A 24,164-nucleotide genomic window follows, 5' to 3' on the forward strand; every position below is an offset into this window, starting at 1 on the left:
ATGTACAAACCTATATTAGAAATTGATTTGCGCAAATTAAGAAATAATGCTCGTGTTGAAAAAGAGTTATTAGCTAAACACGGCATTGAAGTGATGGCTGTTAATAAAGTTTTTGATGGCTGCATAGAAACCGCCAAAGCTGTACTTGACGGAGGTATTGATGTGATTGCCGAGTCAAGAACTTACAATTTAAAAAAATTGAAAGAAGCTTTAAATTGTAAAACATGCTTATTGCGTAGTCCTTGTTTAAGTGAAATTAGTGATGTGGTTAAATATGCTGATATTAGCCTAAATAGCGAAAAGCAAGTTATTCAAGCACTTTCTGATGAAGCAGTTAAGCAACAAAAAGTTCATCAAGTTTTATTGATGGTAGATATGGGGGATTTACGAGAAGGTATTTGGTTTGAACATATTGATGAAATTATTGATATGGTTAAATTAATTCTTTCTTTACCGGGTGTTGAGCTCTATGGGCTTGGCACCAATTTTAACTGCTATGGTACCGTTTTACCAACAGTAAAAAATGGAGTAGACTTTTTACATATTGCGCGTAAAGTAGAAGAGTCTTGTAATATTAAAATTAAATATTTATCGGCAGGTAATTGTACAAGCTACCATCTATTAGATAAAGGTATTTGGCCTGAAGGGTTGAATCACTTAAGAATAGGTGGATTGCATGAGTTTGGTATTGAGTATGTAGATATGAAATATCTGGATGAATTTCACCATTCAAACAAACCTGTTGATAAAGCGTGTAGTAATTTGTATAAATTATATGCGCAAGTTATTGAAGTTAATCGCAAGCCAACGGTTCCTGTTGGTGAGTTAGGTGTAGATGCATTTTTAAACAGTAAAACGTTTGTTGATAACGGTACACGCAAACGAGCACTTCTTGCGTTTGGACGGCAAGATGTACCAGCGGAAAGCTGTGTGCCTATCAATGATAAGATTACTGTTTTAGGGCAAACGAGTGATCATACTATTGTTGATATCGAAGATGTTTCTGAAACATTACATGTCGGTGATGTGATCGGCTTTGAACTTGATTACACAGCCTTACTTATGGCTTGCCAAACAAATGGTGTAGAAAAACGGTTTATTTATTAATTGTGTTAGCTGCTGGGCAACCAGCAGTTTTTATTGATTATTAGGCGGTTTACATGACAACATCAGAATCACAAGAAAGCCCTTATCCCAGTAGTTTAAAGAAAAATTTAAAAAATCGTCACCTTTTGATGATTTCTTTAGGTGGTTCGATTGGTACTGGGTTATTTATCGGTATCGCATCTCCACTGAGTACGGTTGGGCCATTAGGAACCATTATCGCCTATTTAATGGCAGGCTGCATAATGCTTTCAACTATGTTATGTTTAGGCGAGCTTTCTTGTGCATTTCCTCATGCAGGCTCTTTTCAACATTATGCGTTAATGTTTATACCCAATCCAATTTGGAGTTATACAATAGGTTGGTTATATTGGTTAAGTTGGGTGTTATCTATGGCTGCCGATTTGACTGCAGCATCAATGATCGCTAACCAAGTTTTTCCTTCCATTCCTATCTATATTTTTAGCCTTTTCATTTTAGTTATCATTACGTCAGTGCATTTAATTTCAGTTCGTGCATTTGGCGAAAGTGAGTATTGTTTTTCAACGATCAAAGTATTTGCGATTATTGCTTTTATTTGTATTGGTGTTTATTTACTTTATCATCAATATACCCAAACACAGGTATTGCCAACATTCAGAACAGAGAGTGGGTGGTTTCCCAATGGTTTTTTTTCAATTTTTGTTTGTATGACTATTGTAACTTACTCATTTCAAGGCATCGAATTAATTGGGAATGCTGCAGGTGAAGCGCAATCTCCTCAATCAGTATTACCTAAAATTATTACTGGCGTTGCTTTTCGTGTTATTTTATTTTATGTTTTAGCTATTGCCGTTTTAGCACTTGTTTATCCATACGGAACAGTACATGATGAAATTAGCCCGTTTGTATGGGTATTTAACCAAGCCGGAATTACATTTGCTTCGTATATGATGCTTTTTGTTATTTTTTGTGCAGCTATATCTGCAGCTAACTCAGCAATTTATGCTAGTTCAAGAATGTTATGGTCTATGGCTCAAGATAATTTGGCACCAAAATATTTTTCAGAAGTCAATCAACGAGGTGTGCCTACAAAAGGCATACTATTTATTGCTATTATTGCATTAGTCTCTTTGTTTTCTAAGTACATTGCAGCAGAAAAGCTTTATATTTATTTAGTCGCAAGCACTGGCCAAGTTGGGTGTTTTGCGTGGATTATTATTGCTTGGTGCCAGTATCAATTTCGTCACGGGGTGAATAGTGGTAAATATCCTAAAGAGATGATTAAGTTCAAATCACCATTGTTTCCTTGGCTTGCTGTCATTTCTATTATTATGAATATTGTTATTATTATTGGAGTGTGGTTTGGCGAGTCGGGTTACTTTATTTTGTTGTCAGAAGTGGTTTTAGTTATCGCTATTCTTATCTCTTACTTTTTTTATAAAAAGCGAAATCCAATCAAAAGTTATTAATGTAATTGTATGTAATCACTTAGCAATATTATTTAAGTGTGATTACATACAATCAGTTTTGAGTTATTGTATTTGGTTATTTTAAAAAGGCGGATATTCCCGTAAACACAACTTGTGCTGCAATGGCAGATATGAGTAATCCTGTTAGTTTTGATAAAATCGCAATGCCTGTATTTTTTAATACTTTTGCAATAGTTTTGGCGCATAACAGCATAATGTAAATTCCCATTGATGCAACAAATAATGAAATAGCGCCAACCGTATTTGATACAATTCCAATTGAGCTTGTCCCCATAACGATGATGGTACCAATAGATGCAGGCCCCATACATAGTGGGATAGCAAGTGGGACAACGCTAATATCATCGTCACTGTTAATTTTGTTTTTTTCTGGCGAATCGTTCATAAGCGAAACTGCAGTAATGAACAATAATGCTCCTGAACCAATACGAAATGCATCAAGAGTAAAACCGAAAACGCTAAACATGGTGTTACCAAAAAAGAATAGTACTATGCCAATGATAAAAACAGAACAAGATGTTTTGAGTGCAGTTTTACGTCGTAGCTGTTCATCATATTGTTTAGTGCCACTTAAAAATGCACTCAGGACAGCTGGTGGCGTCATTAATGCAAATAGTTTTACTGTTGTGGATAAAATAGCAAAAATATAGTCAATCATAGCTCATCTTTTATATTAATTTTTTAAACTACGTCAATTTATCAACGTTATTGCTACGTTGACATTATTTTTATCATATATAAAAACGGTCACCATAAAGGTGACCATCTTAATCTGATATTTTTTATTGATAGCCAATAAAAAGTTAGTTAAGGCGCTCTTTAATTCGAGCTGCTTTACCACGAAGTTCGCGTAAGTAGTAAAGTTTAGCTTGACGTACTTGACCACGACGTTTCACAGTAATTGAATCAACAATTGGTGAGTGAGTTTGGAATACTCGTTCAACACCTTCGCCATTCGAAATTTTACGTACTGTAAATGCAGAATGTAAACCACGATTACGAATCGCAATGACGACACCTTCATAAGCTTGAAGACGTTTTTTGTTACCTTCAACAACCCATACTTTTACTTCAACCGTGTCACCAGGGCGAAAAGACGGGATGTCTTTTTTCATTTGTTCTTGTTCTAATTGCTGAATAATTGCATTTTTCATAATGTTATCTCTTATGCTAGTTACACTGAAATATTAATCGCTTTGTTTATTACTGTATTCATGTTTAAATTCAGCAAGTAAACATTGCTCTTCATCAGTCAGAGCTAGATTTGCAAGAAGATCTTCTCTTCTTAACCAAGTTCGTCCTAGTGATTGTTTCAATCGCCAACGACGAATCGCTTCATGGTGACCAGACATTAACACATCAGGCACCGCCATTCCATCTAACACCTCAGGCCGAGTATAGTGTGGACAATCGAGTAAACCGTTAGCAAAAGAGTCTTCCTCTGCTGATGATTGATGATTTAATACACCAGGAATAAATCTTGCAAGTGCATCAATCATTGTCATCGCCGGTAATTCACCGCCACTTAACACGTAATCCCCAATTGACCATTCTTCATCAATTTCGGTTTGGATAACGCGTTCATCTATGCCTTCGTATCGTCCACAAATTAAAATTAGTTTTTCATTTTGGGACAATTCGCAAACACCTTGTTGGTTTAATTTGCGCCCTTGTGGGGAAAGATAGATTACTTTTGTATCGTCCCCAGCTACTGTTTTTGCCGCATGAATTGCATCTTTTAGTGGTTGTACCATCATTAACATGCCTGGACCGCCACCATAAGGTCTGTCATCAACAGTCTTATGCTTGTCATGCGCAAAATCGCGCGGGTTCCAATAATCTACTGTTAACAGTCCGTTTTTAACTGCTCGACCAGTCACGCCATAACAGGTAATGGCTTGAAACATTTCGGGAAAAAGGCTAATAATGCCAATCCACATAGTTTTACCTTACCAATTAAAAAGCTGGATCCCAATCGACCACAATCGTTTTTGTTGTTAAATCTACTTGTTTAATAAATTGATCTTCAACAAAAGGAATCAAACGTTCTGTTGCTCCAAATGCATCTTTTAGGTTTGCTTTAACAACCAATACATCATTAGAGCCGGTTTCCATTAAATCTGTCACCAGGCCTAAGTCATAACCATTAACTGTTTTGACTCGACAGCCAATGAGATCCTTCCAATAAAAATCACCATTACTAAGTGCTGGTAATTTTTCTGCATCAACAAATACTTCGATATTGGTTAATGCAATTGCTTGATCGCGATCATCAATGCCTTTGAGTTTCACAATCATATCATGATTATGTGGTTTAAAGCTTTCTACGATTACTTCTTGCCATTGCCCAGCACGCTGGATATACCAAGGGGTGTAATCAAAAATGTTATCTGGAAATTCTGTAAACGAAAAAATCCTGAGCCACCCGCGAATGCCGTAGCTTGAACCAAGTTTACCAACAACAATGAGATTCTCAGTATTCATCATTACAGGACTATTAATTACTAAATTAAGCAGCTTTTTGTGCTTGTTTGATCAATGCGTTAACACGATCAGAAACTGTTGCACCTAAACCAACCCAATGATTTACGCGATCAAGATCTAAACGTAATTCTTCTGCTTTACCTTGTGCAATTGGATTAAAAAAGCCAACGCGCTCAATAAAACGACCATCACGTGGGTTACGGCTATCAGTGACAACTACTTGATAAAAAGGGCGCTTTTTAGAGCCACCACGAGCTAAACGAATAGTTACCATAACATCCTCTTAAATTAAAAAATAATCTTTTTTCTGCCCAACACGGACAAAATCAAAGCCCCAGAATTATACTCTTTCTAGCAAAAAGTGCAATGGCTGTTTCTTATCAATACCAAGTAGTAGCTTAAAAAGTGTATTTATTGAAAATAGAATAAATCAAAATCCCAACAACTAACTTTGTTGGGATTTTGAAGTCATAATATACAATATAAATATAGGAAAAGCGCTATTCTATATCCATATCCATCAATGCAGCACTAAGGCCTTTACCATGCATATCAAGAGCTAAAGAACGTGTAACGCCACCGCCTAATGCTTCGTACATGACAAAATTTAATGCACCAATACTAGGTAGTTCATAACGAATTACTTTTCCTTTTACCGTATCTGAAAAGAATTCTTTTACTTTATCAGCGGTTACTGTGGCCTTTAGTTTTTCATAGTTATTGATGTCATAAGCAATGACAGAAATGTTTGATATATTTCCTTTATCTCCAGTTCTTGAATGCGCAAGCTGTCTTAGTTTCATTTTATACCTCCAAATAGCCGATAACAGGTTTGACGAGTGTTCGTTCAATCAGTGTCGAGTCCATAGCAATAATCTCTTTAACTGATTTATAAGCTCCTCCTCCAGCAGCTGGACCATTGGTATAGAGTGCTTCAACTTCGTTACCTATTAAGTTTGCATCAGACTTACTTTTAAAACGTCCTGCAACACGAACTCTGACTTCATAAGGTTTGCTTGCTTGAGATAGTTTACTTCCATGTAAAGAGTTGACTCCAATAAGGTCAAAACGTAATTCATCGGCATTTACCCCAATGATTGATAAGCGTTCTTTGACTATATCAAGTGCTAATTGACCGCGATCTACTGCACCAGGACCTGCATAGCTCATTTCCCCTTCGCCAATAAAACCATCTAGGTAACCAACTGATACTTTTAATGTTTTAGTTTGCTCTCTACCCGTAGCACCGGTTACTGCGACTTGATCTTTTGCGATTTCTTTGAAAGTTACTTTTGAAAAATCGGCGACGACATCAGGGGTAATATAATATTCAGGATTATGTATTTCATATAGCATTTGTTCTTTACAAGTATCTACATTAACACAACCACCAGATTCAGGAACTTTGGTAATAAATGCTTCACCATTTTCGTTTATTTCAGCAATAGGAAAGCCTAAACGAGCAAGTCCTTGTACATCTTTGTAACCTGGATCAGCGTAATAACCGCCAGTTATTTGACCTGCACATTCGAGTAAGTGCCCAATTAAAGTGCCTTTACCTAATTTATCCCAGTCAGTTAATGACCAACCAAATTCGTAAATCATTGGTGATAAAAATAGGGATGGATCGGCAACTCGTCCAGTAATAACAATATCAGCACCAGCTTTAAGTGCATCAACTAATGCTTCACAACCCAAATAGGCGTTAGCCGAGACGATTTTTTTATCGGATTCGGAAACTTTTTTGTTAATATCATCAAGTTTAAGGTCTTGTTCAACAACAGATTGATAAACATCATCACCCTCAACAATAGCAATTTTTAATCCAGCTAAACCTAGCGATTGAGCAATCGATTGGATTGCTTTTCCTGCTGCTTGTGGATTAGCCGATCCCATATTGGTGATAATTTTTATTTTATTTTGAACACAAAGTGGCAATACGGCACGCATTCTTGCTTCAAGTAATTCATTAAACCCAGCATTTGGATTAGTCTGTTTTTGTTTTTGACCTATTGCAATAGTTCGTTCTGCCAAGCATTCAAAAACTAAATATTGAATTTGTCCTTTTTGTGCTAACTCTACGGCCGGTTCAATACGATCGCCAGCATAACCAGCTCCACAACCAATTCTTATTTTTTTCATAATTAAATACCTCTTGTAATTTAAATCGGAAATACGCCAGTTACAACACAAGCAACAGTCATGATGATACTTGCTAACCATAAAACTGGAATACTAAATTTTTGATGATCAGCTAAATCTACACCAGCAAGGCTGACAAGTAAGAATGTGGCAGGCGTTAATGGACTAACAGGGAAACCAGTTGTCATTTGTCCCATAATAGAGGCTTGAGCAACTTGAATACTTGGGATACCTAACATTTCAACCGTATTAGCAACGACTGGCATAATACCGAAATAATAAGAGTCAGGATCGAAAATAAGGCTTAGTGGCATTGAGACAATACCAGTGATAAATGGTACATGGCTAGCAAAATGTTGAGGAATAAAGTTAACTGCAGATTCAGACATTGCTTTAAGCATACCAGAACCAGTCATAATACCAGTAAATGCTCCTGCTGCGAATAAAATACTTGCCATCATTAGTGCGGCTTTTGCATGGGCATTAATGCGTTCAGACTGCATTTTGACATTAGGGTAGTTGATCATCAATGCTAGTGTTAATGCAATCATAAAAGCAACAGTTGGGGAGATACGTGTAAATACCATGGTAGATAAAACAGCAACAACTAGGCCGATATTAACCCAAAATAAATGAGGACGACGAAGTTTTTTCTCTTCTTCTGTTAATTCTTTTTCATGATGTGAAACATTGCTATTAGCAAGCATCCCTTCTTTAGTTAGTCCTAGACGCTTTTGTTCCTTTTTACCCCAGTAATAGCCCATAAATATCATAAATGTAAGTCCAACTATTTGAGCTGGAATAAGTGGTACAAAAAGATCATGAGTCGAGATATTTAATGCGCTAGCAGCACGGATCATTGGTCCTGTCCATGGTAAAAAATTGACACCAGCACTCAATGCGGTAATACCTATGAGCATACGTTTATCCATACCTAGTTTTGTGAATAAAGGTAACATAGTGGGGATCGTGACTAAAAAGGTTACAGCTCCATTACCATCTAAGTGGGCAATTAATGCTAGGATACCTGTGCCAATAATAATTCTGATAGGGTTAGTGCCAACAAAACGTAATATACGTTTTATAATTGGATCAAACATTCCCGCATCAGTAATAACACCAAAAAAGGTAATTGCAAATACAAACATAGCGGCCATAGGGGCAAGCTTTGTTATCCCTGCTACAATATATTTTGGTGTTTCTAAACCCGAACCAGCAATTAAAGCGCCAATCGTGGGAATAATAATTAATGCTACAATGGGCGACATTCGCTTTGACATTATGCAATAAAGCATAACGACAATAGTTAATATGCCTGTAAGTGCTAACATAGATGCTCTCCTTATTCAAATAAATTTGCCATATAATACATAACTCAAAAGCAAACAATTATTTGAATAAGATATAAATATAGTTGTAATGAAAATAAGTCGCCATTTATTTGAAATACAAATAAGTACAGCATTTAACTAAATATATTTTTTTGATTAAAGTTTTTGTTATTCATATAGTTATTTTTTTCTTAAAAATTTTTTAAATTTTTACCTAAACGTGGGTCACAAAAAATAAAAATTGATTTTGATAACTTGTTAAAATAAATAAAAAATGTGATAGAGTTTTGTTATGGCGATAAATTAGCATTTAAATAAAAATGATGGATTCTTTTTATAATGCTGGCAAATTATGAGAGATAAATTAATTATAATATGAATATATCTATCAAACAGTTACGTGCGTTTTTGGCTTTGGCGGAAATGGAGAATTTTACTAAAGCTTCGGAGTTAGTCAATTTGTCCCAACCAGCTTTTAGTGCCCTTATTGCTACATTAGAACAAGAAATTGGCTTTAGGTTATTTGATCGGGATACAAGAAAAGTTCAGCTTAATTTTGATGGATTTTATTTTATCGAATTAGCTCGTAATCTTGTCCATAGTTATGATAATACCATTGAAAACATTAAACGTTATGCGAATGGTGAAGAAGGTTGTATTACTGTCGCTGTTCTACCTTCTTTAGCCGTGAAATGGTTGCCTGAAGTAATCGCAAAATTTTATGTAGAAAATCCTGAAATCAGGGTTAAAATTTTAGATACTCAATGGGATAGGTGTTTACATGCCATTATTGATAATTCAGCTGATATTGCCATTGCAGCAGGGACACCAACGTTAAAGGATATTCAAGCTGAACTTTTATTTTCGGATGACTTTTATTTAATTTGTCATAGACAAAATGAGTTAGCCAAAAAAGATTCTGTTCAATTAAAAGATTTGGAAGGTCAGCAATTTATTGCATTTTCCCAAGGTACAAGCATTCGACTTTATACAGATCAACTAACTCAATTATATAATATTCAATATACTATGGAGGTCAGACAATTAACTACTATGATGGGTTTGATTGCTGTAAACCAAGGCGTTAGCATCACTACAGGGTTAACGTTGTTTCAGTTTGAACATGATAATATTGCTATTATTCCCTTTAAAGACCTTTCATTAAAACGAGCAGTATATTTGATTAAGAAAAAAGAAAGGCAGCTATCTCAACAGGCCGAAAAACTCTATAATTTTATTAAGAAAAATAATATTAAAGATTAACCAATAATTTTTGGGGTATACATTATTTTTTTGTTTTTTTCTTTATAAAAGCCCGTTTTAGAACATCAAAGAAACTAAGTGATCTGACCATTTTTTGCCCGTCAACATAAACTCGAATAGCTTTTAATACTTTTTTGGGTTCTTTAGATGCAAAGGTGAAAGTTCCATTTTTCTTGGTCTGAATAGAATAACGGGGAATCCATTTGCCACCTAACAGGACTGATGCAATAACATAATCAATTTCATCCCATGGTATTTGAATATATTTACGAGGATCATGCTGGTGGTAAAACTCAAAGGCTTTGTCACCGATCATTATGTTACCATACTCTGAAAAACCAACGAAAGCAGTTGCTTGAATGGTTAAGTCTACTTTAGTGTTTAATGATTGAGCCATTATTATCCATAAGTAAGTTTGTGTTTTGTAAATTATACTACTATTTAAACCATAACGTGGGTTGAAAATAGCTACTTTATTGAGACGTTATAATAAGATGACGATATATAAAAAGCACTATATATTAAAATATAGTGCCTTTTAAGAAAATTTTATAAAACGTTATGCTTTGCTTTATAAAAGGCCTATTACATGGCCAACTACACCCACAATAAATAATCCAAGAATAATTAAAATAGGTGATACTTTTTTGCGAAGTAACCACATACATAAGAAAGTTAATAGTAATGGTACTAATCCTGGTATCAACTGATCCAAGTTATTTTGTAAGGTGGTGACCTTTTCTTGGGTTAGTGATAATCCGCTTTGCATTTGTTGTAACGCTTTTTGAATGCCTTGTGCACCTATTGGTAATGTATTCCAATCAATAAACGCACCGTTATCTAATTTTACAGTCGAAACAACTGGTTGGAATTTTATTGATACCCACCTTTGTACTAAGGCAGCGAGGATAAACATCCCTAAAATAGAGGCTCCTTTAGTAATTTTTTGCAGTAAACCGCCTGATAAATTATCAGTAATTTTAGAGCCTGTACGATAACCAAACTCTTGGGTATACCACATAAAAGAACATCGAATAATATTCCATAATAAAAAGAATAAAATAGGGCCAATGTAATCACCAGTTATTGCTAATGAAGCTCCCAGAGCTCCAAGCATTGGTCGAACGGTAAACCAGAATACAGGATCACCGACTCCCGCTAATGGTCCCATCATTCCCACTTTTACCCCTTGAATAGCAACATCATCAACGGCAGCGCCATTGGCTCGTTCTTCTTCAAGAGCAAGTGTTACGCCTAGCACAGGTGAAGCTAAATATGGGTGGGTATTAAAAAATTCTAAGTGGCGTTTTAGTGCTGCTGAACGATCTTCTTTAGTGGTATATAATTTTTTGATAGCAGGAATCATTGAATAAGCCCAACCACCATTTTGCATACGTTCATAATTCCAAGAACCTTGAAGGAAAGTTGAACGCCAAGCAACAGCTAAACGATCTTTTTTGCTTAATTGAATTCTATCAGTCATTTTTTTCTCCAAGTTTCTAGTAATCATTTAAAATGTCATCAAGTGGGTCACCTTTAGTACCACCATTTGATGAATTGCCGCGTTCAGAAAGATTGAGATAAATCAATGCTAATGCAATACCTAATGCACCGAGTGCAATTAGTGTAAGTTGTGATATGGCCGCTACAACAAAACCAATAATGAAAAACGGCCATACTTCGCGGTTTGCCATCATGTTGATTACCATTGCATAACCGACAGCAACAACCATTCCACCACCAATAGCCATCCCCGTTGTTAGCCATTCAGGCATAGCATCTAGTGCGCCTTTAACTGCTTCAGCAGGAATAAATAGTAACGCTGCTGCTGGAATTGCGATTCTTAAACCTTGTAAACAGATACCTAAAATTTGTAGTAATTCAATTTTTCGTAAATTGCCTTCTTCTGCTGCTGCATCCATCATATGTACTAACGGGACGGCAATGGTTCGAACTACCATAGTTAAAAATAGCCCTGCAACTGCTAAAGGAATAGCAATAGCAATGGCGGTAGATACACCAGCAACGCCTTGTCCACCTAGTACTAAAATAATAGACGAAGCAATAGAGGCGAGTGCTGCATCAGGTGCAACAGCAGCCCCAATATTAGCCCAACCAAGAGCTATCATTTGCAATGAACCACCTAGTACAACGCCAGCTTCTAAATTACCTGTCACTAGTCCAATTAACGAACAAGCAACCAAAGGTTGATGGAATTGGAACTGATCTAAGATGCCTTCCATTCCTGCTAAAAAGGCGATAAATATCACCAAAATAATAGCAACAATTGATAATGTCATAATATAACCCCTATAAATAAACTAATTTTTTTGTTCAGCTAATTCTTCTTTCGCTTTTTTTAGTAATTCGTCCATATTGCTATTAGAATCGTTAGGTACTTTGCGAACATCAAATTTCACATTTTTTTCTTTCAATTTTTCAAATGTTTTGACATCTTCAGCATTCATTGATAGTACTTTATTTACCATAACCTTACCTACTGAATGTGCCATTGATCCCACATTAATAACATTAATATCGACACCACCTTCTATAGTCCTTAGGACATCTTCTGGGTTTTCAAATAGTAATAATGCCTTGGTATTGCCAAAACGAGGATCGCGAGAAACCTCAATAATTTTTTTGATAGGAACGACATTCGCTTTTACACCAGGAGGTGCAGCTTCTTCAATGAGTTTTTTTCTTAACTCATCTTTGGATACTGAATCAGAAACAACGATAATACGATTAGGGTTGGTTGATTTAGTCCAAGCGGTAGCAACTTGCCCATGCAATAAGCGAGAATCTATACGTGCTAATACAATTTTCATTTTTCCATTACCCAGTACAGTGCCTTCTGGAATGGTTGATGATTGTTTAGTTGATTGAGTGTTGGCAGTTGGTGTGGCCACTGTTGTGCGCACGCCTTCTTTGGCTGGCTCAATAATTGCTGCTGCAATTTCTTTTGCTGTTTCCATCGAAAATCGAGAAGAATAAGCTTCAATTAGCATGGGTAGATTTAATCCTGCTACAATAGCCCAATTACTATGTTCTCCGCACAAATTGTTAGCTTGATTAAATGGTGTTCCTCCCCATAAATCGACTAAAAAAAGTATTTCATCTTGATTATCAAATGTAGCTATTGCTTCAAGCATTCGTTCTTTCAAACTTTCTGGACTATCACTTGGATGCAAGGTAACTGCTTTAACATTTTCTTGTTCTCCAAATATCATTGTTCCTGATTGTAGAATACCTTCTGCAAACTCACCATGAGTTGCAAGGATAATTCCAACCATATAACTACCTCCTAATTTTTATATTAATTACATAATATAAAGCCTATAAAATAAAAATACCTAGTTATTTTACACTACAAATAAACTAAGAAATATGTGTTTATTACATTTTGGTAAAAAAATTAGGCTTTTATTGTTCATTAAAGCTAATCTTGCTTGGTTTGTAATGCTTGACGAATAAAGCCTTGTTCTTTGATAATTTTTTGTTTTGCCTGCTCTGCATTTATACCTAAGAGAATCATTAAAATTGCAATTTTACAGTGTTTTTGGCTTTGCTCTAATGCTTGAATAGCAATTTCCCTACTACAATTGGTGGCTTGCATGACTATTGATATTTGTCGTTCAATGAGTTTTGCATTGGTTGCTTCGACATCGACCATTAGATTGCCGTATACTTTGCCTATTTTAATCATGCTGGCTGTGGTTAGCATATTTAATACTAATTTTTGTGCAGTTCCGGCTTTCATTCTTGATGATCCAGTAATTATTTCAGCACCGACAATAGGGGTGATTGCTATATCTGCTATGTTGATCATCGGGGCTTTAAGATTGCAGCATAAACTTATGACAGTTGCTCCGATTGATTTGGCATATTGCATACCGCCTATTACATAAGGTGTGCGCCCACTAGCTGCTATGCCGACTAAAATGTCGTTTGAGCTAAAATGAATATTTTTTAAGTCATTAACTGCTAATTCGGGGTTGTCTTCAGCATTCTCAACTGCTTTAAAAATAGCTTGTTTCCCTCCAGCAATTAATCCAATAACTTGTTCATGCGGAGTACCATAAGTTGGTGGGCATTCACTTGCATCTAAAATACCTAATCGACCAGAAGTCCCAGCACCGATATAGATTAATCGCCCTTGATTTGAAAACCTTTGACTAATTGCATCAACAGCTTTTGCTATGTTTATTAGTTCTTTTTCAACAGCAAGTGCGACTTGCTTATCTTCATTATTGATGATTTGAAGTATTTCCAACGTTGAACAGTCGTCTATTTTTTCACTATTAGGGTTACGACTTTCAGTTAACATACCAGATAGGTTAATTTGTTGCATTTTTTCTTAATCCTAACCATAATAAAAATATCACTATAGCAAATAAACTACCAAAGCCAACACCGATAGTAATAACTGATAACTTACTGTATATAGCTAATGTATAAAGTCCTAGCATTAGCATCATTGCTGTATATTCGCTTAAGTTTTGTACCGAAATGATACTGCCGGAACTGACTAAATCTTTACCTATTTTTTGAATAAAAGCATTCAATGGTACTAAAAAGAAGCCACCTAATGCCCCAATAATAATAAGTAAAATATAAGATGAAATGATATTGCTTTGCAATGTGAAAGCGATTACTGCTATGCCCATCAGTATCCCCGCCGGTATGCAGCGTAATGTGTTGTTGATCGAAATAAATGTACTTGCCAGTCCAGCTCCAATAACAATGCCAATAGCGACAATGGCGTTTAGATTTGTTGGCGTTGCATTGTCGTGTATGTTCAAAATAGCGGGAACCCAGCTAATTAACAAAAATCGTAAAGTAATACCCGCTCCCCAAAACAAGCTAGTACCTAATAATGCGACTAAAACAGGCTTATTGGTGAAGATGATTTTAATTGTGTTCGCAAAATCTTTGACCATACCCATAAATTGCCATTGAATATTTTGTCGTGCGGTAGGTAATTTAGGAATAAAAAAGTTAGCAATAATTGCTAGCCCATACATTAATACACAAATCAATATAGATATGCTTACATTAAGATCGGCAATATGACCACCCGCTAGCGAACCAAGTAAAATTGCCGCAATGGTCGATGCTTCAATTAAACCATTTGCTTTAACCAAATTATCGCCCGTGGTGAGTTCGCCTAAAATCCCATATTTAGCTGGAGAGTATGCGGCTGCCCCTATGCCAATTAAAAAATAGCCAATAAAAGGACTAATGTTTAAACATATACAACTAGCACCGAGTAATTTCATACTATTTGAAATCATCATAGCCTTGCCTTTTGACATGCTGTCAGCAAATTGACCAACAAAAGGGGAAAGAATGATGAATGGCAGCACAAAACTAATTTGTAATATTGATCGGCTCCAAGCTGGATAATGTAGATTTTTGATGAAAGCTAAAATAGCAAAAAAGATGGCGTTATCGGCAAATGCTGAAAAAAACTGCGCTAGCATGGTTGCAACCATGCCTTTGTTTAAAAGAGAATATTGATTCATTTGGCATCCTTTTATTTATTCGTCAGCCATTTTTCGTAGAGTAATAAAGTCGATTTTACCTGTACCAAGTAGTGGTAATTCTTTAACTACACGGATATCACGAGGAATAGCTAATGCAGGAATACCAAGTTCTTGAGACACTTGGTTAAGTTGCTCTCGATTTAATTTTGTTGAAGTAGTAAATAGAACAATAGCTTCTCCTTTTGCTGCATCGGCTTTAACTGTTGCGCCGTGCATGGCATCAATATCGACTTTTTTTGCTAAGGCTTCAACACTTTCTAATGAAACCATTTCTCCCGCAATTTTAGCAAATCGTTTTAAGCGTCCTTTAATTGTGACAAAGCCTTCGTTATCAATAGCAACGATATCGCCGGTGTCATACCAACCTTTTTCGGAGTTCCCATGTTCATCGATTGCAATTGGTTCTTCAAGTTTGCCTGGATTTTCAATACGTAAATAGCCTTTCATCACATTAGGGCCTTTAACTTGCAATTGACCTCCCTCAATAATACCTGGCACATGAATTAATCTTGATGTCATGCCTGGCAATAATCGACCTACAGTACCGGCTTTAAACGCCATTGGAACATTAAGTGCCACTACGGGGGCACACTCAGTAACACCATAGCCTTCTAAAATACGGATACCATATTTATCTTTCCATTGCTCGCGTACTGTGTCTGATAATTTTTCTGCACCAGCAACAACATAGCGTAAACGCATAAAATCATATGGATGTGCGTAACGAGCATAGTTTGCTAAGAAAGTTGGCGTACCAAATAAGACAGTGCAATTTTGATCATAAATTATTTCAGGCACCATACGATAATGTAATGGATTTGGATATAAAAATGTGCGACTACCAGAAAACAGCGGTAAAAATAATCCGGCAGTAATACCAAAAGCATGGAATAACGGTAGTGCGGACATAAAGCGATCAGCCGGAGTTGGATCGATAACAGTTCGAATTTGCTCAACATTAGCAAGCAAACTACCATGACTATGAGCAACACCTTTAGGATTACCTTCTGAACCCGACGTAAACAACACGAGAGCCTCATCATCACTTGATTGAGAGCGTTTAACCAAACGAGGGATATACTGATGAACTGCAACATAAAGTTTATCGGTAAGAGTTAGACTGTTACGTAGATCTTCAAGAAAACACCATTTAACATCTTTTATTTGTTCCAGAAGATGATCAAGTTTCCCTTTTTGAATAAATTTGCGTGAAGTAATGATAGTTTTAATTTCAGCAGCTGCAATTGCACAAGTCAGCCCTTTGGTACCAGCAGTATAATTGAGCATAGCTGGAATTCGGTTTTTAACCGATAAACCAAAAATTGTTGCAACGGTAATGGTTGCATTAGGTAATAAAACGCCAACACGTTCTTTTTTCTGAGTTATTTTAGCAACAATACAGCTAACACCAATGATTTGTTTTAATAAATTACGATAAGATGCTTCATGAGTTGTGGGGTCTTGGACCATTCGCGATTTGACACCATAGCGGACTTGCGCTTCAAGTAATGCTTCAAATAGAGTTAATTTGGGGCGACTTGCCATACGTGCATTCATCATAATTTGATGAAGTTTTTCTCCTGCAATATAACGTTTTTCACTAGCTTTAGGCGCATCTGGCATTGTTATAGATGTCGGCTCAAGTACATGAATAGTTATTTTAGGAAATAAACGACGTTTAAATAATCCTTTTAAACGACTGGTTAAAGTAAATTCAGCTCCTTCAATCCAGACAGGTACAATCGTTGCTTGAGAACGAGCTGCAACAAAGGCAGCACCATCGTAAATTTTCATTAATGAGCCAGTTATAGTAATTCTTCCTTCAGGGAATATGACTATTGGACGGCCTTTTTCAACTTCGCGAACTAATCGTTTGATTGCCATTGGGCTTAGTGGATCCATTGGCACAAAGTCGACATAACGCTTTGCTAAGCGGACTAACCAGTGATTAATATAGCCAGCATAAATAGCAAATACTGGTCTTACAGGTAAAAATAATCCGATTAGGATACCATCAAGGAAAGATACATGGTTAGGAGTGATAAGAAGTCTATCTTGTTTTAAATTGTCAAGATTACCATGAATTCTGACATGAAATAAAACCTTTAAAAAAAATTTTAATATTTTAAATAACATCCGATTTCTCAATTATCATGCAAAATTGCACTCTGTAATAATAGTGAAAATACATAAAATATACAACAAAGACTATTTTTTTATATAAAACAAATTGTTAAAATTTAATTAATAATGATTCTTGATTTAAAAAATAGATAATAGATACTAAGTATGGAATAAATATAAAAGCGAGTAAGGAACAAAAATGCTCATTTTAACAGCTAAAGATATTGAACAGTTTTATACCATGAAAGATGCGATATCAGCAGATAAGGAAGCTTTAAAAATTTACACTCAAGGGAACTGTGATGTTCCATTGCGCATCAATTTTGATATGCAGAAAGGCCAATGTTTGTTTATGCCAGCACATATTCAAGGTAGTGATATTGTGGGTATTAAGATTGTCTCAGTTTTTCCTGACAATCCTAAATTAGGCAAGCCATCAGTGCCTGCTCAAGTTTTAATGTTAGATCCACAAACAGGTGAAGTTTGTGCTATGTTAGATGGTACTTTTGTAACACAGCTCCGTACAGGGGCCGTTCAAGGTGCGGCAACTGATTTATTGGCGCGTAAAAATGCTATTCGTGCAGTGTTGATTGGTACTGGTGGGCAGGCGATATCCCAACTAGAAGCGATGCTAACTGTGCGTTCGCTGACTGATGTTGCTATTTTTGATATTGACACTCAAAAAGCAAAACAATTTGCGAATGATATGAAACAACGTTTCGCTCATTTTTCGACTAATCTTTATTTTTCACAAAATTTGGATGAAGACATTAGTCAAGCCGATATCATTACTTCGGTTACAACATCAAAAGTTGTTACGTTTAATGGTGATAAAGTAAAACCCGGTACACATATTAACGGTGTCGGTGCTTATACACCAGAAATGCACGAAATTCCAGAAAACATTGTTGAAAAGGCTAACATTCGCGTACTAGATACCAAAGCGGGCGTGTTTGCTGAAGCCGGGGATATTATTGACCCAATTCAACAAAAATTAGTATCAAAAGATGACTTTTTCGAATTGGGTGATTTAGTGAAAGCTCCTGCTCTATGTCGTCAAAATGATGAGCAAATAACGTTATTTAAAACAGTTGGAACAGCAGTACTAGATGTGTATATTGGTTACGATATTTATCTTAAGGCAAAAGAAAAGGGAATAGGTACTTATTTATAATAAAACAATAAGTTAATTGTAAACTTAACTTTTAAGTTCTGCTTTTTGTGAACGTCCAAGTAATGCCATCGCTGCTTGTTTAGGATCTTTATGTTCATAAAGGACCTGATAAATTTGTTCAGTGATTGGCATATCAACATGATGTTTTTGAGCTAGTAGCCAGACTTCTTTGGTATTATTACGTCCTTCGACAACTTGAGCAATGGCATCTTGGGCTTCCTGAATTGATTTATTTTGACCAAGTAAAATTCCAAAACGGCGATTACGAGACTGATTATCTGTACAAGTTAAAACGAGATCGCCTAGCCCTGCCATTCCCATAAAAGTTGCAGGGTCTGCACCTAATGCTGCTCCTAATCGCATCATTTCAGCAAGGCCACGAGTAATTAATGCTGTTCTAGCATTGGCACCAAAACCAAGACCATCAGATAATCCAGCACCAATGGCGATAACGTTTTTGATTGCACCGCCAAGTTGTACTCCAATAAAATCTCCGCTGCTATAAACACGGAAACTTTTACTACAATGAAATAAATGTTGTAATTCTGTTAAAAAGTTCTTATCCGTTGATGCAACAGTTACCGCAGTGGGTAACCCTGATGCCACTTCTTTGGCAAACGTTGGACCAGAAATAACGGCTAATGAAATTTGATTACCTAAAATTTCTCTTGCGACATCTTGCAATAATCGTCCTGTATTGACTTCAAGTCCTTTTGTTGCCCAGACTATTTTAGAGTCTTGTCGTAAAAATGGCTTGATTTGAGTTAGAATACTTGCAAAAGCGTGACTTGGTACCACAACAAGTAAAATAGATGCAGCTGAAACAGCTGTTTTTAAATCGCTTTCAATTTGTAGCAAATCAGGAAAAGGAATATCAGGTAAAAATTGTTTATTTTGCCTATCATGCTGCAAAATGGCCATTTTATCAGGGTTATGACCCCATAATAAAGTTGAGTGGCCATTTCGTGCCAGTAAAATAGCTAAAGAGGTTCCGTAAGATCCTGCGCCAATTACTGTAACTGCAGCATTTTTTTTCATAATAATCCAATAAACTTATCGTTAATTAACTAAAATATAATAATTATTATTGTAATGTTTCAGTAGATTTGGCTTGTTGTTGCTGTTGTTGAAGATAATTAATAAATAATGCTTCAAAATTTACTGGCTCTAAATTTATTTGAGGGAATGTCCCTTTATTGACTAAACTCGAAATGACCTCACGTGCGTAAGGGAATAAGATATTTGGACAATAGGCACCAACACAATGTTGAATTTGACCTTCATCAAATCCAATAAGTGAAAAAATACCCGCTTGAGTCACTTCACAAATATATACTACTTCGTCTTGTTGTTTTACTGTTACAGTGACGCGAAGCGCAACTTCATACACATTTTCACTTAACCCTTGTGAAGATGAATTTAATTCGATATTTAATTCTGGTTGCCATTGTTTTGTAAAAATTTCAGGAACATTATTAGTTTCAAATGAAACATCTTTAGTATAAATACGTTGAATAGCAAACTGTGTTTCAGGTTGTTGTGTATTGTTTTGTTCTGTCATGATAAAGCCTTATTTTAAAATTATATTATTTTCTAACTAATGGTAAATTTTCGCCATTCCATCCAGCAATCCCGTCTTTTAAAGTAAAGACATTTAAAAAACCTTGTTTGACAAGTATTTCACCTATACCTGCTGATGATAAACCATTTTCATCAATTAAAATAACGATGTTTTCTTTAAATTTTTCAATTATTTTTGCACTCGCATTTTTAATATCGATAGGTAAAACATTGTGAGAATCAGTGATATGTCCTTTTTTAAAGCTATCTGCAGAACGAATGTCAACAATAACAGCTCCTTGCTTATTAATCATATGGATTGCTTGAGCATTATTGATAATTTTAACTTTAGATAGCTTACTTTTAATGGTTAGTACAATGATTGCAATAAACAGCACAATCCAACCTAATGAAAGCAAAAGATGATTTTTTATAAAAGGTATAATTTCGAGTGTAATAAATTCCATACTTGTATGATTACCTAATTTTTTTCAATTTTAAGGTGAGATTATAACGATAATGCGTAATGAAATATAGTGCCAATAATTGAAAAATTGCTTTATAGTGAATTGTTTTATTTTAAAAGGTTATAAAATGTGTTGGATATAAGGAAAAATTTTGATGCAATTTAGAGTGCCTATCTTACTATTTTTATTATTTTTTTTTGTTTCTTCTGTGATTGCTAATGGTAATTACGATGTAGTTTTAGAGCAAGTTAGTGGTGAAAAACATGCTTCACTTATTGAACCTTCGAGTTATGATCCAGATTTGACTTGCCGTGATTTTTTACGTGAATTTGATGATGCTGCACCGGATTATTTTCAATATGAACGTTGTGATGTTGATGATTATGGGCAAACAAGATCGATTGAAGCCATTTATAAAATAGAAGGGAAAGATGCAAAACAAGCTCAAGAGTATTTAACTCAGAAAATGGGAATGACTGAACTAAAGTTGGTTTGTTGCCATTGGGAAATGGGCGGTCAGAATGTAACGATAATTAATCCAAAAGATAATATGTACTATTATGTTGTATTGGTTTCAGAAGAAACCATTGAACATGATCGGGATAAGGTAACATTTTACTTAATTGTCTCTGGTGATAGATCTCCAGTGTAGTTTTGGGAGTATTATTCGGCAAGTGATCTGCAGCATGGTAATTTATCATCAATTCAAGTGTAAATATTGTCGATTTAGACGATTAAACGACTGTGAAAGTATGATGAATTATTTTGGTGCATTAAGTTGGTGCTTATCTAACCATTATGGTGCAACATTAAGATCTATGTTACTATTTGTGATACTTGCTTCATGAATGCACCGTTGAAAAATTGGCATTATATTTGCATAGATTATAACAGTTTGGCAAAAATGCCTTAAAAACTGAACAATTATTATTTGTCCTTAATGGAGAAGATACATGTCTACACAAAAAGTTTTAACACTAATTAAAGAAAACGACGTTAAGTTTGTTGATTTGCGTTTTACTGATACTAAAGGTAAAGAACAACACGTAACAATACCTGTTAGTCAAATCGATGCTGATTTTTTTGAAGATGGTAAAATGTTCGACGGTTCATCGATTGCAGGGTGGAAAGGGATTAATGAGTCAGATATGGTGTTAATGCCTGACGCTTCAACAGCCGTAATCGATCCATTTTTTGAAGATACAACGTTAAACCTTCGTTGTGATGTATTAGAGCCAGCAACTTTACAAGGGTATGATCGTGACCCTCGTTCAATCGCTAAACGTGCCGAAGAGTATCTAAAATCATCAGGTATTGCTGATACTGTGATTTTTGGGCCTGAACCAGAATTTTTCTTATTTGATGATGTCCGCTTTGGTTCGCCAATGTCTGGTAGTTTTGTGCATATCGATGATATTGAAGCGGCTTGGAACTCTGGTACAAAATATGAAGAAGGTAATAAAGCGCATCGCCCTGGCGTAAAAGGCGGATATTTTCCACTTCCACCCGTTGATTCCTCGCAAGATATCCGTTCTGAAATGTGTTTAATTATGGAGCAACTTGGCTTAGTGGTTGAAGCCCACCATCATGAAGTTGCTACTGCGGGGCAAAACGAAATTGCCTGTCGCTTTAATACGCTAACTAAAAAAGCTGATGAAGTGCAAATCTATAAATATGTCGTACAAAATGTGGCACACGCTTATGGCAAAACAGCGACATTTATGCCAAAACCAATGTTTGGTGATAATGGTTCTGGTATGCACTGTCACCAATCATTAGCGAAAGATGGCGTAAATTTATTTGCTGGAGATAAATATGCGGGTCTTTCAGAAATGGCATTATTCTATATTGGTGGTATTATCAAACATGCAAAAGCCATCAATGCATTTACTAACCCTGCAACTAACTCTTATAAACGTCTGGTTCCGGGCTATGAAGCGCCAGTTATGCTTGCATATTCTGCTCGTAACCGTTCTGCATCAATTCGTATTCCTGTTGTGACTAGCCCTAAAGCGCGTCGTATTGAGGTTCGTTTCCCAGATCCAGCAGGTAATCCATACTTATCATTTGCTGCTCAGTTAATGGCTGGTTTAGATGGTATTATTAATAAAATTCACCCTGGCGATGCGATGGATAAAAACTTATACGATTTACCACCAGAGGAATCTAAATTAATTCCTCAAGTCGCTGGTTCGCTTGAAGAGGCACTTAATGCATTAGATGCAGATCGTGAATTCTTAACACGTGGTAATGTCTTTACTAATGATACTATTGATGCATATATTGATTTAAAACGTCAAGATGTTGATCGTGTACGTATGACACCACATCCAGTTGAATTTGAGTTGTACTATAGCTTATAAATTATTTTTTATATAACTTAGCGTGTTACCCACCGCTTGTTAGCGGTGGTTTCTAATCAGGACGGAAATCCAACGATGACATTTAATAATGAATCTGATGCTAATCTTGTTCTTGATTCTATGATTACAAGTATTTTATTACTTGATACAAAGCTCAATATTCTCTATGCCAATACTGCAGCACAGCAGTTATTAGCACAAAGTTCTAAAAAACTATTAGAAAGTTACTTTCCTGATTTATTAGGGTATTTCTCGTTAGATATTGATTTAATGCTCAGTGCATTAGCTCAAAATCAAGGTTTTACAGATAATGAAGTTAATTTAGTTATTAATAATGAGCTACATATTTTATCGCTGACAGCTCAGCTGTTAGTTAATGGTCGGATTTTGATTGAAATGGCGCCGTTAAATAATCATAAACGCCTTAGCCAAGAACAATTACAACAAGCTCAACAAAGTGCCGCTCGTGAATTAGTTCGAGGACTTGCTCATGAAATTAAAAATCCATTAGGTGGGCTCAGAGGTGCGGCTCAGTTATTATCACGAGAGTTACCTAAAAATGAATTGCAAGATTATACAAAAATCATTATTGAACAAGCAGATAGATTACGTAATCTTGTAGATAGATTATTAGGTCCGCAACAACGCTTGCAACAAAAAGAACAAAGCATTTATCAAGCAATAGAGCGTATTTATGCTTTGCTATGTTTGGAAAAGCCTATCAATATTGAAATTTTACGCGATTATGATCCAAGCTTACCTGATTTTATCCATGATTCGGAACAAATAGAACAAGTAATTTTGAATATTGTCCGCAATGCTTTGCAGGCCATTGGTTCGAATACTGGCACTATTACTATTAAGACAAGAACGGCTTTTCAGGTTACTTTACATGGACAACGTTATCGGTTATGCGCTCGTATTGATATCGAAGATACAGGACCGGGTGTGCCAGTTCATATTCAAGACACTTTATTTTACCCTATGGTTAGTGGATATAAAGATGGTACGGGTATTGGTCTTTCGATTGCTCATAATATTGTTGATCAACATTGCGGTAAAATCGAATTTAATAGTTGGCCTGGGCATACAGTGTTTTCTGTCTATTTGCCAATTAAGCAGTGAGGTAAG

Annotated in this window: 24 protein-coding genes and 2 pseudogenes; 7 read left to right on the forward strand and 19 right to left on the reverse strand. The window is 35.7% G+C overall.

Translation table 11 applies throughout. The features are described from left to right. Together GYX25_RS08845 and GYX25_RS08850 are read left to right on the forward strand one after the other, a co-directional pair. Window positions 1-1,107, forward strand: a complete 1,107-nt coding sequence (locus GYX25_RS08845) for an alanine/ornithine racemase family PLP-dependent enzyme (RefSeq protein WP_091348811.1) — start codon at window positions 1-3, stop codon at window positions 1,105-1,107. Window positions 1,108-1,160: 53 nt separating this feature from the next. Next, a complete protein-coding gene (locus tag GYX25_RS08850; RefSeq protein ID WP_091348814.1) occupies window positions 1,161-2,555 on the forward strand; it encodes an amino acid permease in 1,395 nt (464 codons plus the stop codon). 76 nt (window positions 2,556-2,631) lie between these two features. Here GYX25_RS08850 and GYX25_RS08855 read toward each other — a convergent pair whose 3' ends face one another. The 8 genes from GYX25_RS08855 to GYX25_RS08890 all read right to left on the reverse strand — a co-directional run bounded on the left by GYX25_RS08855 (window position 2,632) and on the right by GYX25_RS08890 (window position 8,533). Further along, entirely contained in the window at window positions 2,632-3,234 is a 603-nt protein-coding gene (locus tag GYX25_RS08855) for a MarC family protein (protein ID WP_091348817.1), read from the reverse strand. A 145-nt stretch (window positions 3,235-3,379) separates the two neighbouring features. Next, window positions 3,380-3,730 carry a 50S ribosomal protein L19 gene (gene rplS, locus GYX25_RS08860; RefSeq protein ID WP_034900792.1) on the reverse strand — a complete coding sequence of 117 codons (351 nt, stop codon included), beginning with the start codon at window positions 3,728-3,730 and terminating at the stop codon, window positions 3,380-3,382. A gap of 33 nt (window positions 3,731-3,763) precedes the next feature. Beyond that, window positions 3,764-4,516, reverse strand: coding sequence for a tRNA (guanosine(37)-N1)-methyltransferase TrmD (gene trmD, locus GYX25_RS08865; RefSeq protein ID WP_174787204.1), 753 nt, complete (start codon window positions 4,514-4,516; stop codon window positions 3,764-3,766). Window positions 4,517-4,532: 16 nt separating this feature from the next. Continuing rightward, entirely contained in the window at window positions 4,533-5,063 is a 531-nt protein-coding gene (rimM, locus tag GYX25_RS08870) for a ribosome maturation factor RimM (protein WP_091348823.1), read from the reverse strand. Between the two features lie 22 nt (window positions 5,064-5,085). Next, window positions 5,086-5,334 (reverse strand): 30S ribosomal protein S16, encoded by a 249-nt coding sequence (gene rpsP, locus GYX25_RS08875; protein WP_034900786.1) that lies wholly within the window; start codon window positions 5,332-5,334, stop codon window positions 5,086-5,088. A 226-nt stretch (window positions 5,335-5,560) separates the two neighbouring features. Continuing rightward, complete coding sequence (locus GYX25_RS08880) at window positions 5,561-5,863, reverse strand: AtuA-related protein (protein WP_091348827.1); 303 nt, start codon at window positions 5,861-5,863, stop codon at window positions 5,561-5,563. 1 nt (window position 5,864) lies between these two features. Further along, window positions 5,865-7,202, reverse strand: coding sequence for an acyclic terpene utilization AtuA family protein (locus GYX25_RS08885; RefSeq protein ID WP_174787205.1), 1,338 nt, complete (start codon window positions 7,200-7,202; stop codon window positions 5,865-5,867). A gap of 20 nt (window positions 7,203-7,222) precedes the next feature. Next, window positions 7,223-8,533: a CitMHS family transporter gene (locus GYX25_RS08890; protein WP_091348834.1), complete on the reverse strand. Its 1,311-nt coding sequence runs from the start codon at window positions 8,531-8,533 to the stop codon at window positions 7,223-7,225. Between the two features lie 375 nt (window positions 8,534-8,908). Here GYX25_RS08890 and GYX25_RS08895 point away from each other — a divergent pair, with 375 nt between their 5' ends. Next, window positions 8,909-9,796 (forward strand): LysR family transcriptional regulator, encoded by an 888-nt coding sequence (locus GYX25_RS08895; protein WP_091348837.1) that lies wholly within the window; start codon window positions 8,909-8,911, stop codon window positions 9,794-9,796. Between the two features lie 22 nt (window positions 9,797-9,818). Here the strand turns inward: GYX25_RS08895 and GYX25_RS08900 are convergent, their stop codons facing one another. The 8 genes and pseudogenes from GYX25_RS08900 to aas form a co-directional block, all read right to left on the reverse strand. After that, complete coding sequence (locus GYX25_RS08900; protein WP_091348841.1) at window positions 9,819-10,193, reverse strand: DUF956 family protein; 375 nt, start codon at window positions 10,191-10,193, stop codon at window positions 9,819-9,821. A gap of 174 nt (window positions 10,194-10,367) precedes the next feature. Beyond that, complete coding sequence (locus GYX25_RS08905) at window positions 10,368-11,279, reverse strand: PTS system mannose/fructose/sorbose family transporter subunit IID (RefSeq protein WP_091348843.1); 912 nt, start codon at window positions 11,277-11,279, stop codon at window positions 10,368-10,370. Window positions 11,280-11,295: 16 nt separating this feature from the next. After that, window positions 11,296-12,096, reverse strand: a complete 801-nt coding sequence (locus GYX25_RS08910; RefSeq protein WP_091348847.1) for a PTS mannose/fructose/sorbose transporter subunit IIC — start codon at window positions 12,094-12,096, stop codon at window positions 11,296-11,298. Window positions 12,097-12,117: 21 nt separating this feature from the next. Further along, a pseudogene (locus tag GYX25_RS11430) lies at window positions 12,118-12,660 on the reverse strand (PTS system mannose/fructose/N-acetylgalactosamine-transporter subunit IIB); the annotation flags it as partial. Window positions 12,661-12,716: 56 nt separating this feature from the next. Further along, window positions 12,717-13,092: pseudogene (locus tag GYX25_RS11435) on the reverse strand (PTS sugar transporter subunit IIA); the annotation flags it as partial. A gap of 146 nt (window positions 13,093-13,238) precedes the next feature. Then, complete coding sequence (murQ, locus tag GYX25_RS08920) at window positions 13,239-14,150, reverse strand: N-acetylmuramic acid 6-phosphate etherase (protein WP_091348853.1); 912 nt, start codon at window positions 14,148-14,150, stop codon at window positions 13,239-13,241. Then, a complete protein-coding gene (gene lplT, locus GYX25_RS08925) occupies window positions 14,137-15,324 on the reverse strand; it encodes a lysophospholipid transporter LplT (protein ID WP_174787207.1) in 1,188 nt (395 codons plus the stop codon). The genes murQ and lplT overlap by 14 nt, the downstream gene beginning before the upstream one ends. A 15-nt stretch (window positions 15,325-15,339) precedes the next feature. After that, window positions 15,340-17,481, reverse strand: a complete 2,142-nt coding sequence (aas, locus tag GYX25_RS08930; RefSeq protein ID WP_174787208.1) for a bifunctional acyl-ACP--phospholipid O-acyltransferase/long-chain-fatty-acid--ACP ligase — start codon at window positions 17,479-17,481, stop codon at window positions 15,340-15,342. 187 nt (window positions 17,482-17,668) lie between these two features. Here aas and GYX25_RS08935 point away from each other — a divergent pair, with 187 nt between their 5' ends. Then, a complete protein-coding gene (locus tag GYX25_RS08935) occupies window positions 17,669-18,643 on the forward strand; it encodes an ornithine cyclodeaminase family protein (protein ID WP_091348864.1) in 975 nt (324 codons plus the stop codon). A gap of 24 nt (window positions 18,644-18,667) precedes the next feature. Here GYX25_RS08935 and gpsA read toward each other — a convergent pair whose 3' ends face one another. The 3 genes from gpsA to GYX25_RS08950 are packed head-to-tail and all read right to left on the reverse strand — an operon-like array spanning window position 18,668 to window position 20,670. Continuing rightward, window positions 18,668-19,681 (reverse strand): NAD(P)H-dependent glycerol-3-phosphate dehydrogenase, encoded by a 1,014-nt coding sequence (gene gpsA, locus GYX25_RS08940; protein WP_180214371.1) that lies wholly within the window; start codon window positions 19,679-19,681, stop codon window positions 18,668-18,670. Window positions 19,682-19,727: 46 nt separating this feature from the next. Then, window positions 19,728-20,204 (reverse strand): protein-export chaperone SecB, encoded by a 477-nt coding sequence (gene secB / locus GYX25_RS08945; protein WP_091348870.1) that lies wholly within the window; start codon window positions 20,202-20,204, stop codon window positions 19,728-19,730. 25 nt (window positions 20,205-20,229) lie between these two features. Further along, on the reverse strand, window positions 20,230-20,670 hold the full coding sequence (locus GYX25_RS08950; protein ID WP_091348873.1) for a rhodanese-like domain-containing protein: 441 nt from the start codon (window positions 20,668-20,670) through the stop codon (window positions 20,230-20,232). A gap of 154 nt (window positions 20,671-20,824) precedes the next feature. On the opposite strand from GYX25_RS08950, the gene GYX25_RS08955 reads away from it, so the two are divergent. The 3 genes from GYX25_RS08955 (at window position 20,825) to glnL (ending at window position 24,158) form a co-directional block, all read left to right on the forward strand. After that, window positions 20,825-21,322 carry a DUF4952 domain-containing protein gene (locus GYX25_RS08955; protein ID WP_091348876.1) on the forward strand — a complete coding sequence of 166 codons (498 nt, stop codon included), beginning with the start codon at window positions 20,825-20,827 and terminating at the stop codon, window positions 21,320-21,322. A 301-nt stretch (window positions 21,323-21,623) separates the two neighbouring features. Beyond that, on the forward strand, window positions 21,624-23,033 hold the full coding sequence (gene glnA, locus GYX25_RS08960) for a glutamate--ammonia ligase (RefSeq protein ID WP_091348879.1): 1,410 nt from the start codon (window positions 21,624-21,626) through the stop codon (window positions 23,031-23,033). 75 nt (window positions 23,034-23,108) lie between these two features. Then, the gene (gene glnL, locus GYX25_RS08965) at window positions 23,109-24,158 is read left to right on the forward strand and encodes a nitrogen regulation protein NR(II) (RefSeq protein WP_091348883.1); all 1,050 of its coding nucleotides are present in this window, start codon (window positions 23,109-23,111) and stop codon (window positions 24,156-24,158) included. The last annotated feature ends 6 nt before the right edge of the window (window positions 24,159-24,164 follow it).

Origin of the sequence: Gilliamella sp. ESL0254, assembly GCF_013344985.1 — a bacterium.
GTDB classification, from domain to species: domain Bacteria; phylum Pseudomonadota; class Gammaproteobacteria; order Enterobacterales; family Orbaceae; genus Gilliamella; species Gilliamella bombicola.

Bases quoted from the DNA above. Each gene is read 5' to 3' on its own strand.
- GYX25_RS08845 (WP_091348811.1), top strand. From the start codon at position 1: ATGTACAAACCTATATTAGAAATTGATTTGCGCAAATTAAGAAATAAT.
- GYX25_RS08850 (WP_091348814.1), top strand. From the start codon at position 1,161: ATGACAACATCAGAATCACAAGAAAGCCCTTATCCCAGTAGTTTAAAG.
- GYX25_RS08855 (WP_091348817.1), bottom strand. From the start codon at position 3,234: ATGATTGACTATATTTTTGCTATTTTATCCACAACAGTAAAACTATTT.
- rplS (WP_034900792.1), bottom strand. From the start codon at position 3,730: ATGAAAAATGCAATTATTCAGCAATTAGAACAAGAACAAATGAAAAAA.
- trmD (WP_174787204.1), bottom strand. From the start codon at position 4,516: ATGTGGATTGGCATTATTAGCCTTTTTCCCGAAATGTTTCAAGCCATT.
- rimM (WP_091348823.1), bottom strand. From the start codon at position 5,063: ATGATGAATACTGAGAATCTCATTGTTGTTGGTAAACTTGGTTCAAGC.
- rpsP (WP_034900786.1), bottom strand. From the start codon at position 5,334: ATGGTAACTATTCGTTTAGCTCGTGGTGGCTCTAAAAAGCGCCCTTTT.
- GYX25_RS08880 (WP_091348827.1), bottom strand. From the start codon at position 5,863: ATGAAACTAAGACAGCTTGCGCATTCAAGAACTGGAGATAAAGGAAAT.
- GYX25_RS08885 (WP_174787205.1), bottom strand. From the start codon at position 7,202: ATGAAAAAAATAAGAATTGGTTGTGGAGCTGGTTATGCTGGCGATCGT.
- GYX25_RS08890 (WP_091348834.1), bottom strand. From the start codon at position 8,533: ATGTTAGCACTTACAGGCATATTAACTATTGTCGTTATGCTTTATTGC.
- GYX25_RS08895 (WP_091348837.1), top strand. From the start codon at position 8,909: ATGAATATATCTATCAAACAGTTACGTGCGTTTTTGGCTTTGGCGGAA.
- GYX25_RS08900 (WP_091348841.1), bottom strand. From the start codon at position 10,193: ATGGCTCAATCATTAAACACTAAAGTAGACTTAACCATTCAAGCAACT.
- GYX25_RS08905 (WP_091348843.1), bottom strand. From the start codon at position 11,279: ATGACTGATAGAATTCAATTAAGCAAAAAAGATCGTTTAGCTGTTGCT.
- GYX25_RS08910 (WP_091348847.1), bottom strand. From the start codon at position 12,096: ATGACATTATCAATTGTTGCTATTATTTTGGTGATATTTATCGCCTTT.
- murQ (WP_091348853.1), bottom strand. From the start codon at position 14,150: ATGCAACAAATTAACCTATCTGGTATGTTAACTGAAAGTCGTAACCCT.
- lplT (WP_174787207.1), bottom strand. From the start codon at position 15,324: ATGAATCAATATTCTCTTTTAAACAAAGGCATGGTTGCAACCATGCTA.
- aas (WP_174787208.1), bottom strand. From the start codon at position 17,481: ATGTTATTTAAAATATTAAAATTTTTTTTAAAGGTTTTATTTCATGTC.
- GYX25_RS08935 (WP_091348864.1), top strand. From the start codon at position 17,669: ATGCTCATTTTAACAGCTAAAGATATTGAACAGTTTTATACCATGAAA.
- gpsA (WP_180214371.1), bottom strand. From the start codon at position 19,681: ATGAAAAAAAATGCTGCAGTTACAGTAATTGGCGCAGGATCTTACGGA.
- secB (WP_091348870.1), bottom strand. From the start codon at position 20,204: ATGACAGAACAAAACAATACACAACAACCTGAAACACAGTTTGCTATT.
- GYX25_RS08950 (WP_091348873.1), bottom strand. From the start codon at position 20,670: ATGGAATTTATTACACTCGAAATTATACCTTTTATAAAAAATCATCTT.
- GYX25_RS08955 (WP_091348876.1), top strand. From the start codon at position 20,825: ATGCAATTTAGAGTGCCTATCTTACTATTTTTATTATTTTTTTTTGTT.
- glnA (WP_091348879.1), top strand. From the start codon at position 21,624: ATGTCTACACAAAAAGTTTTAACACTAATTAAAGAAAACGACGTTAAG.
- glnL (WP_091348883.1), top strand. From the start codon at position 23,109: ATGACATTTAATAATGAATCTGATGCTAATCTTGTTCTTGATTCTATG.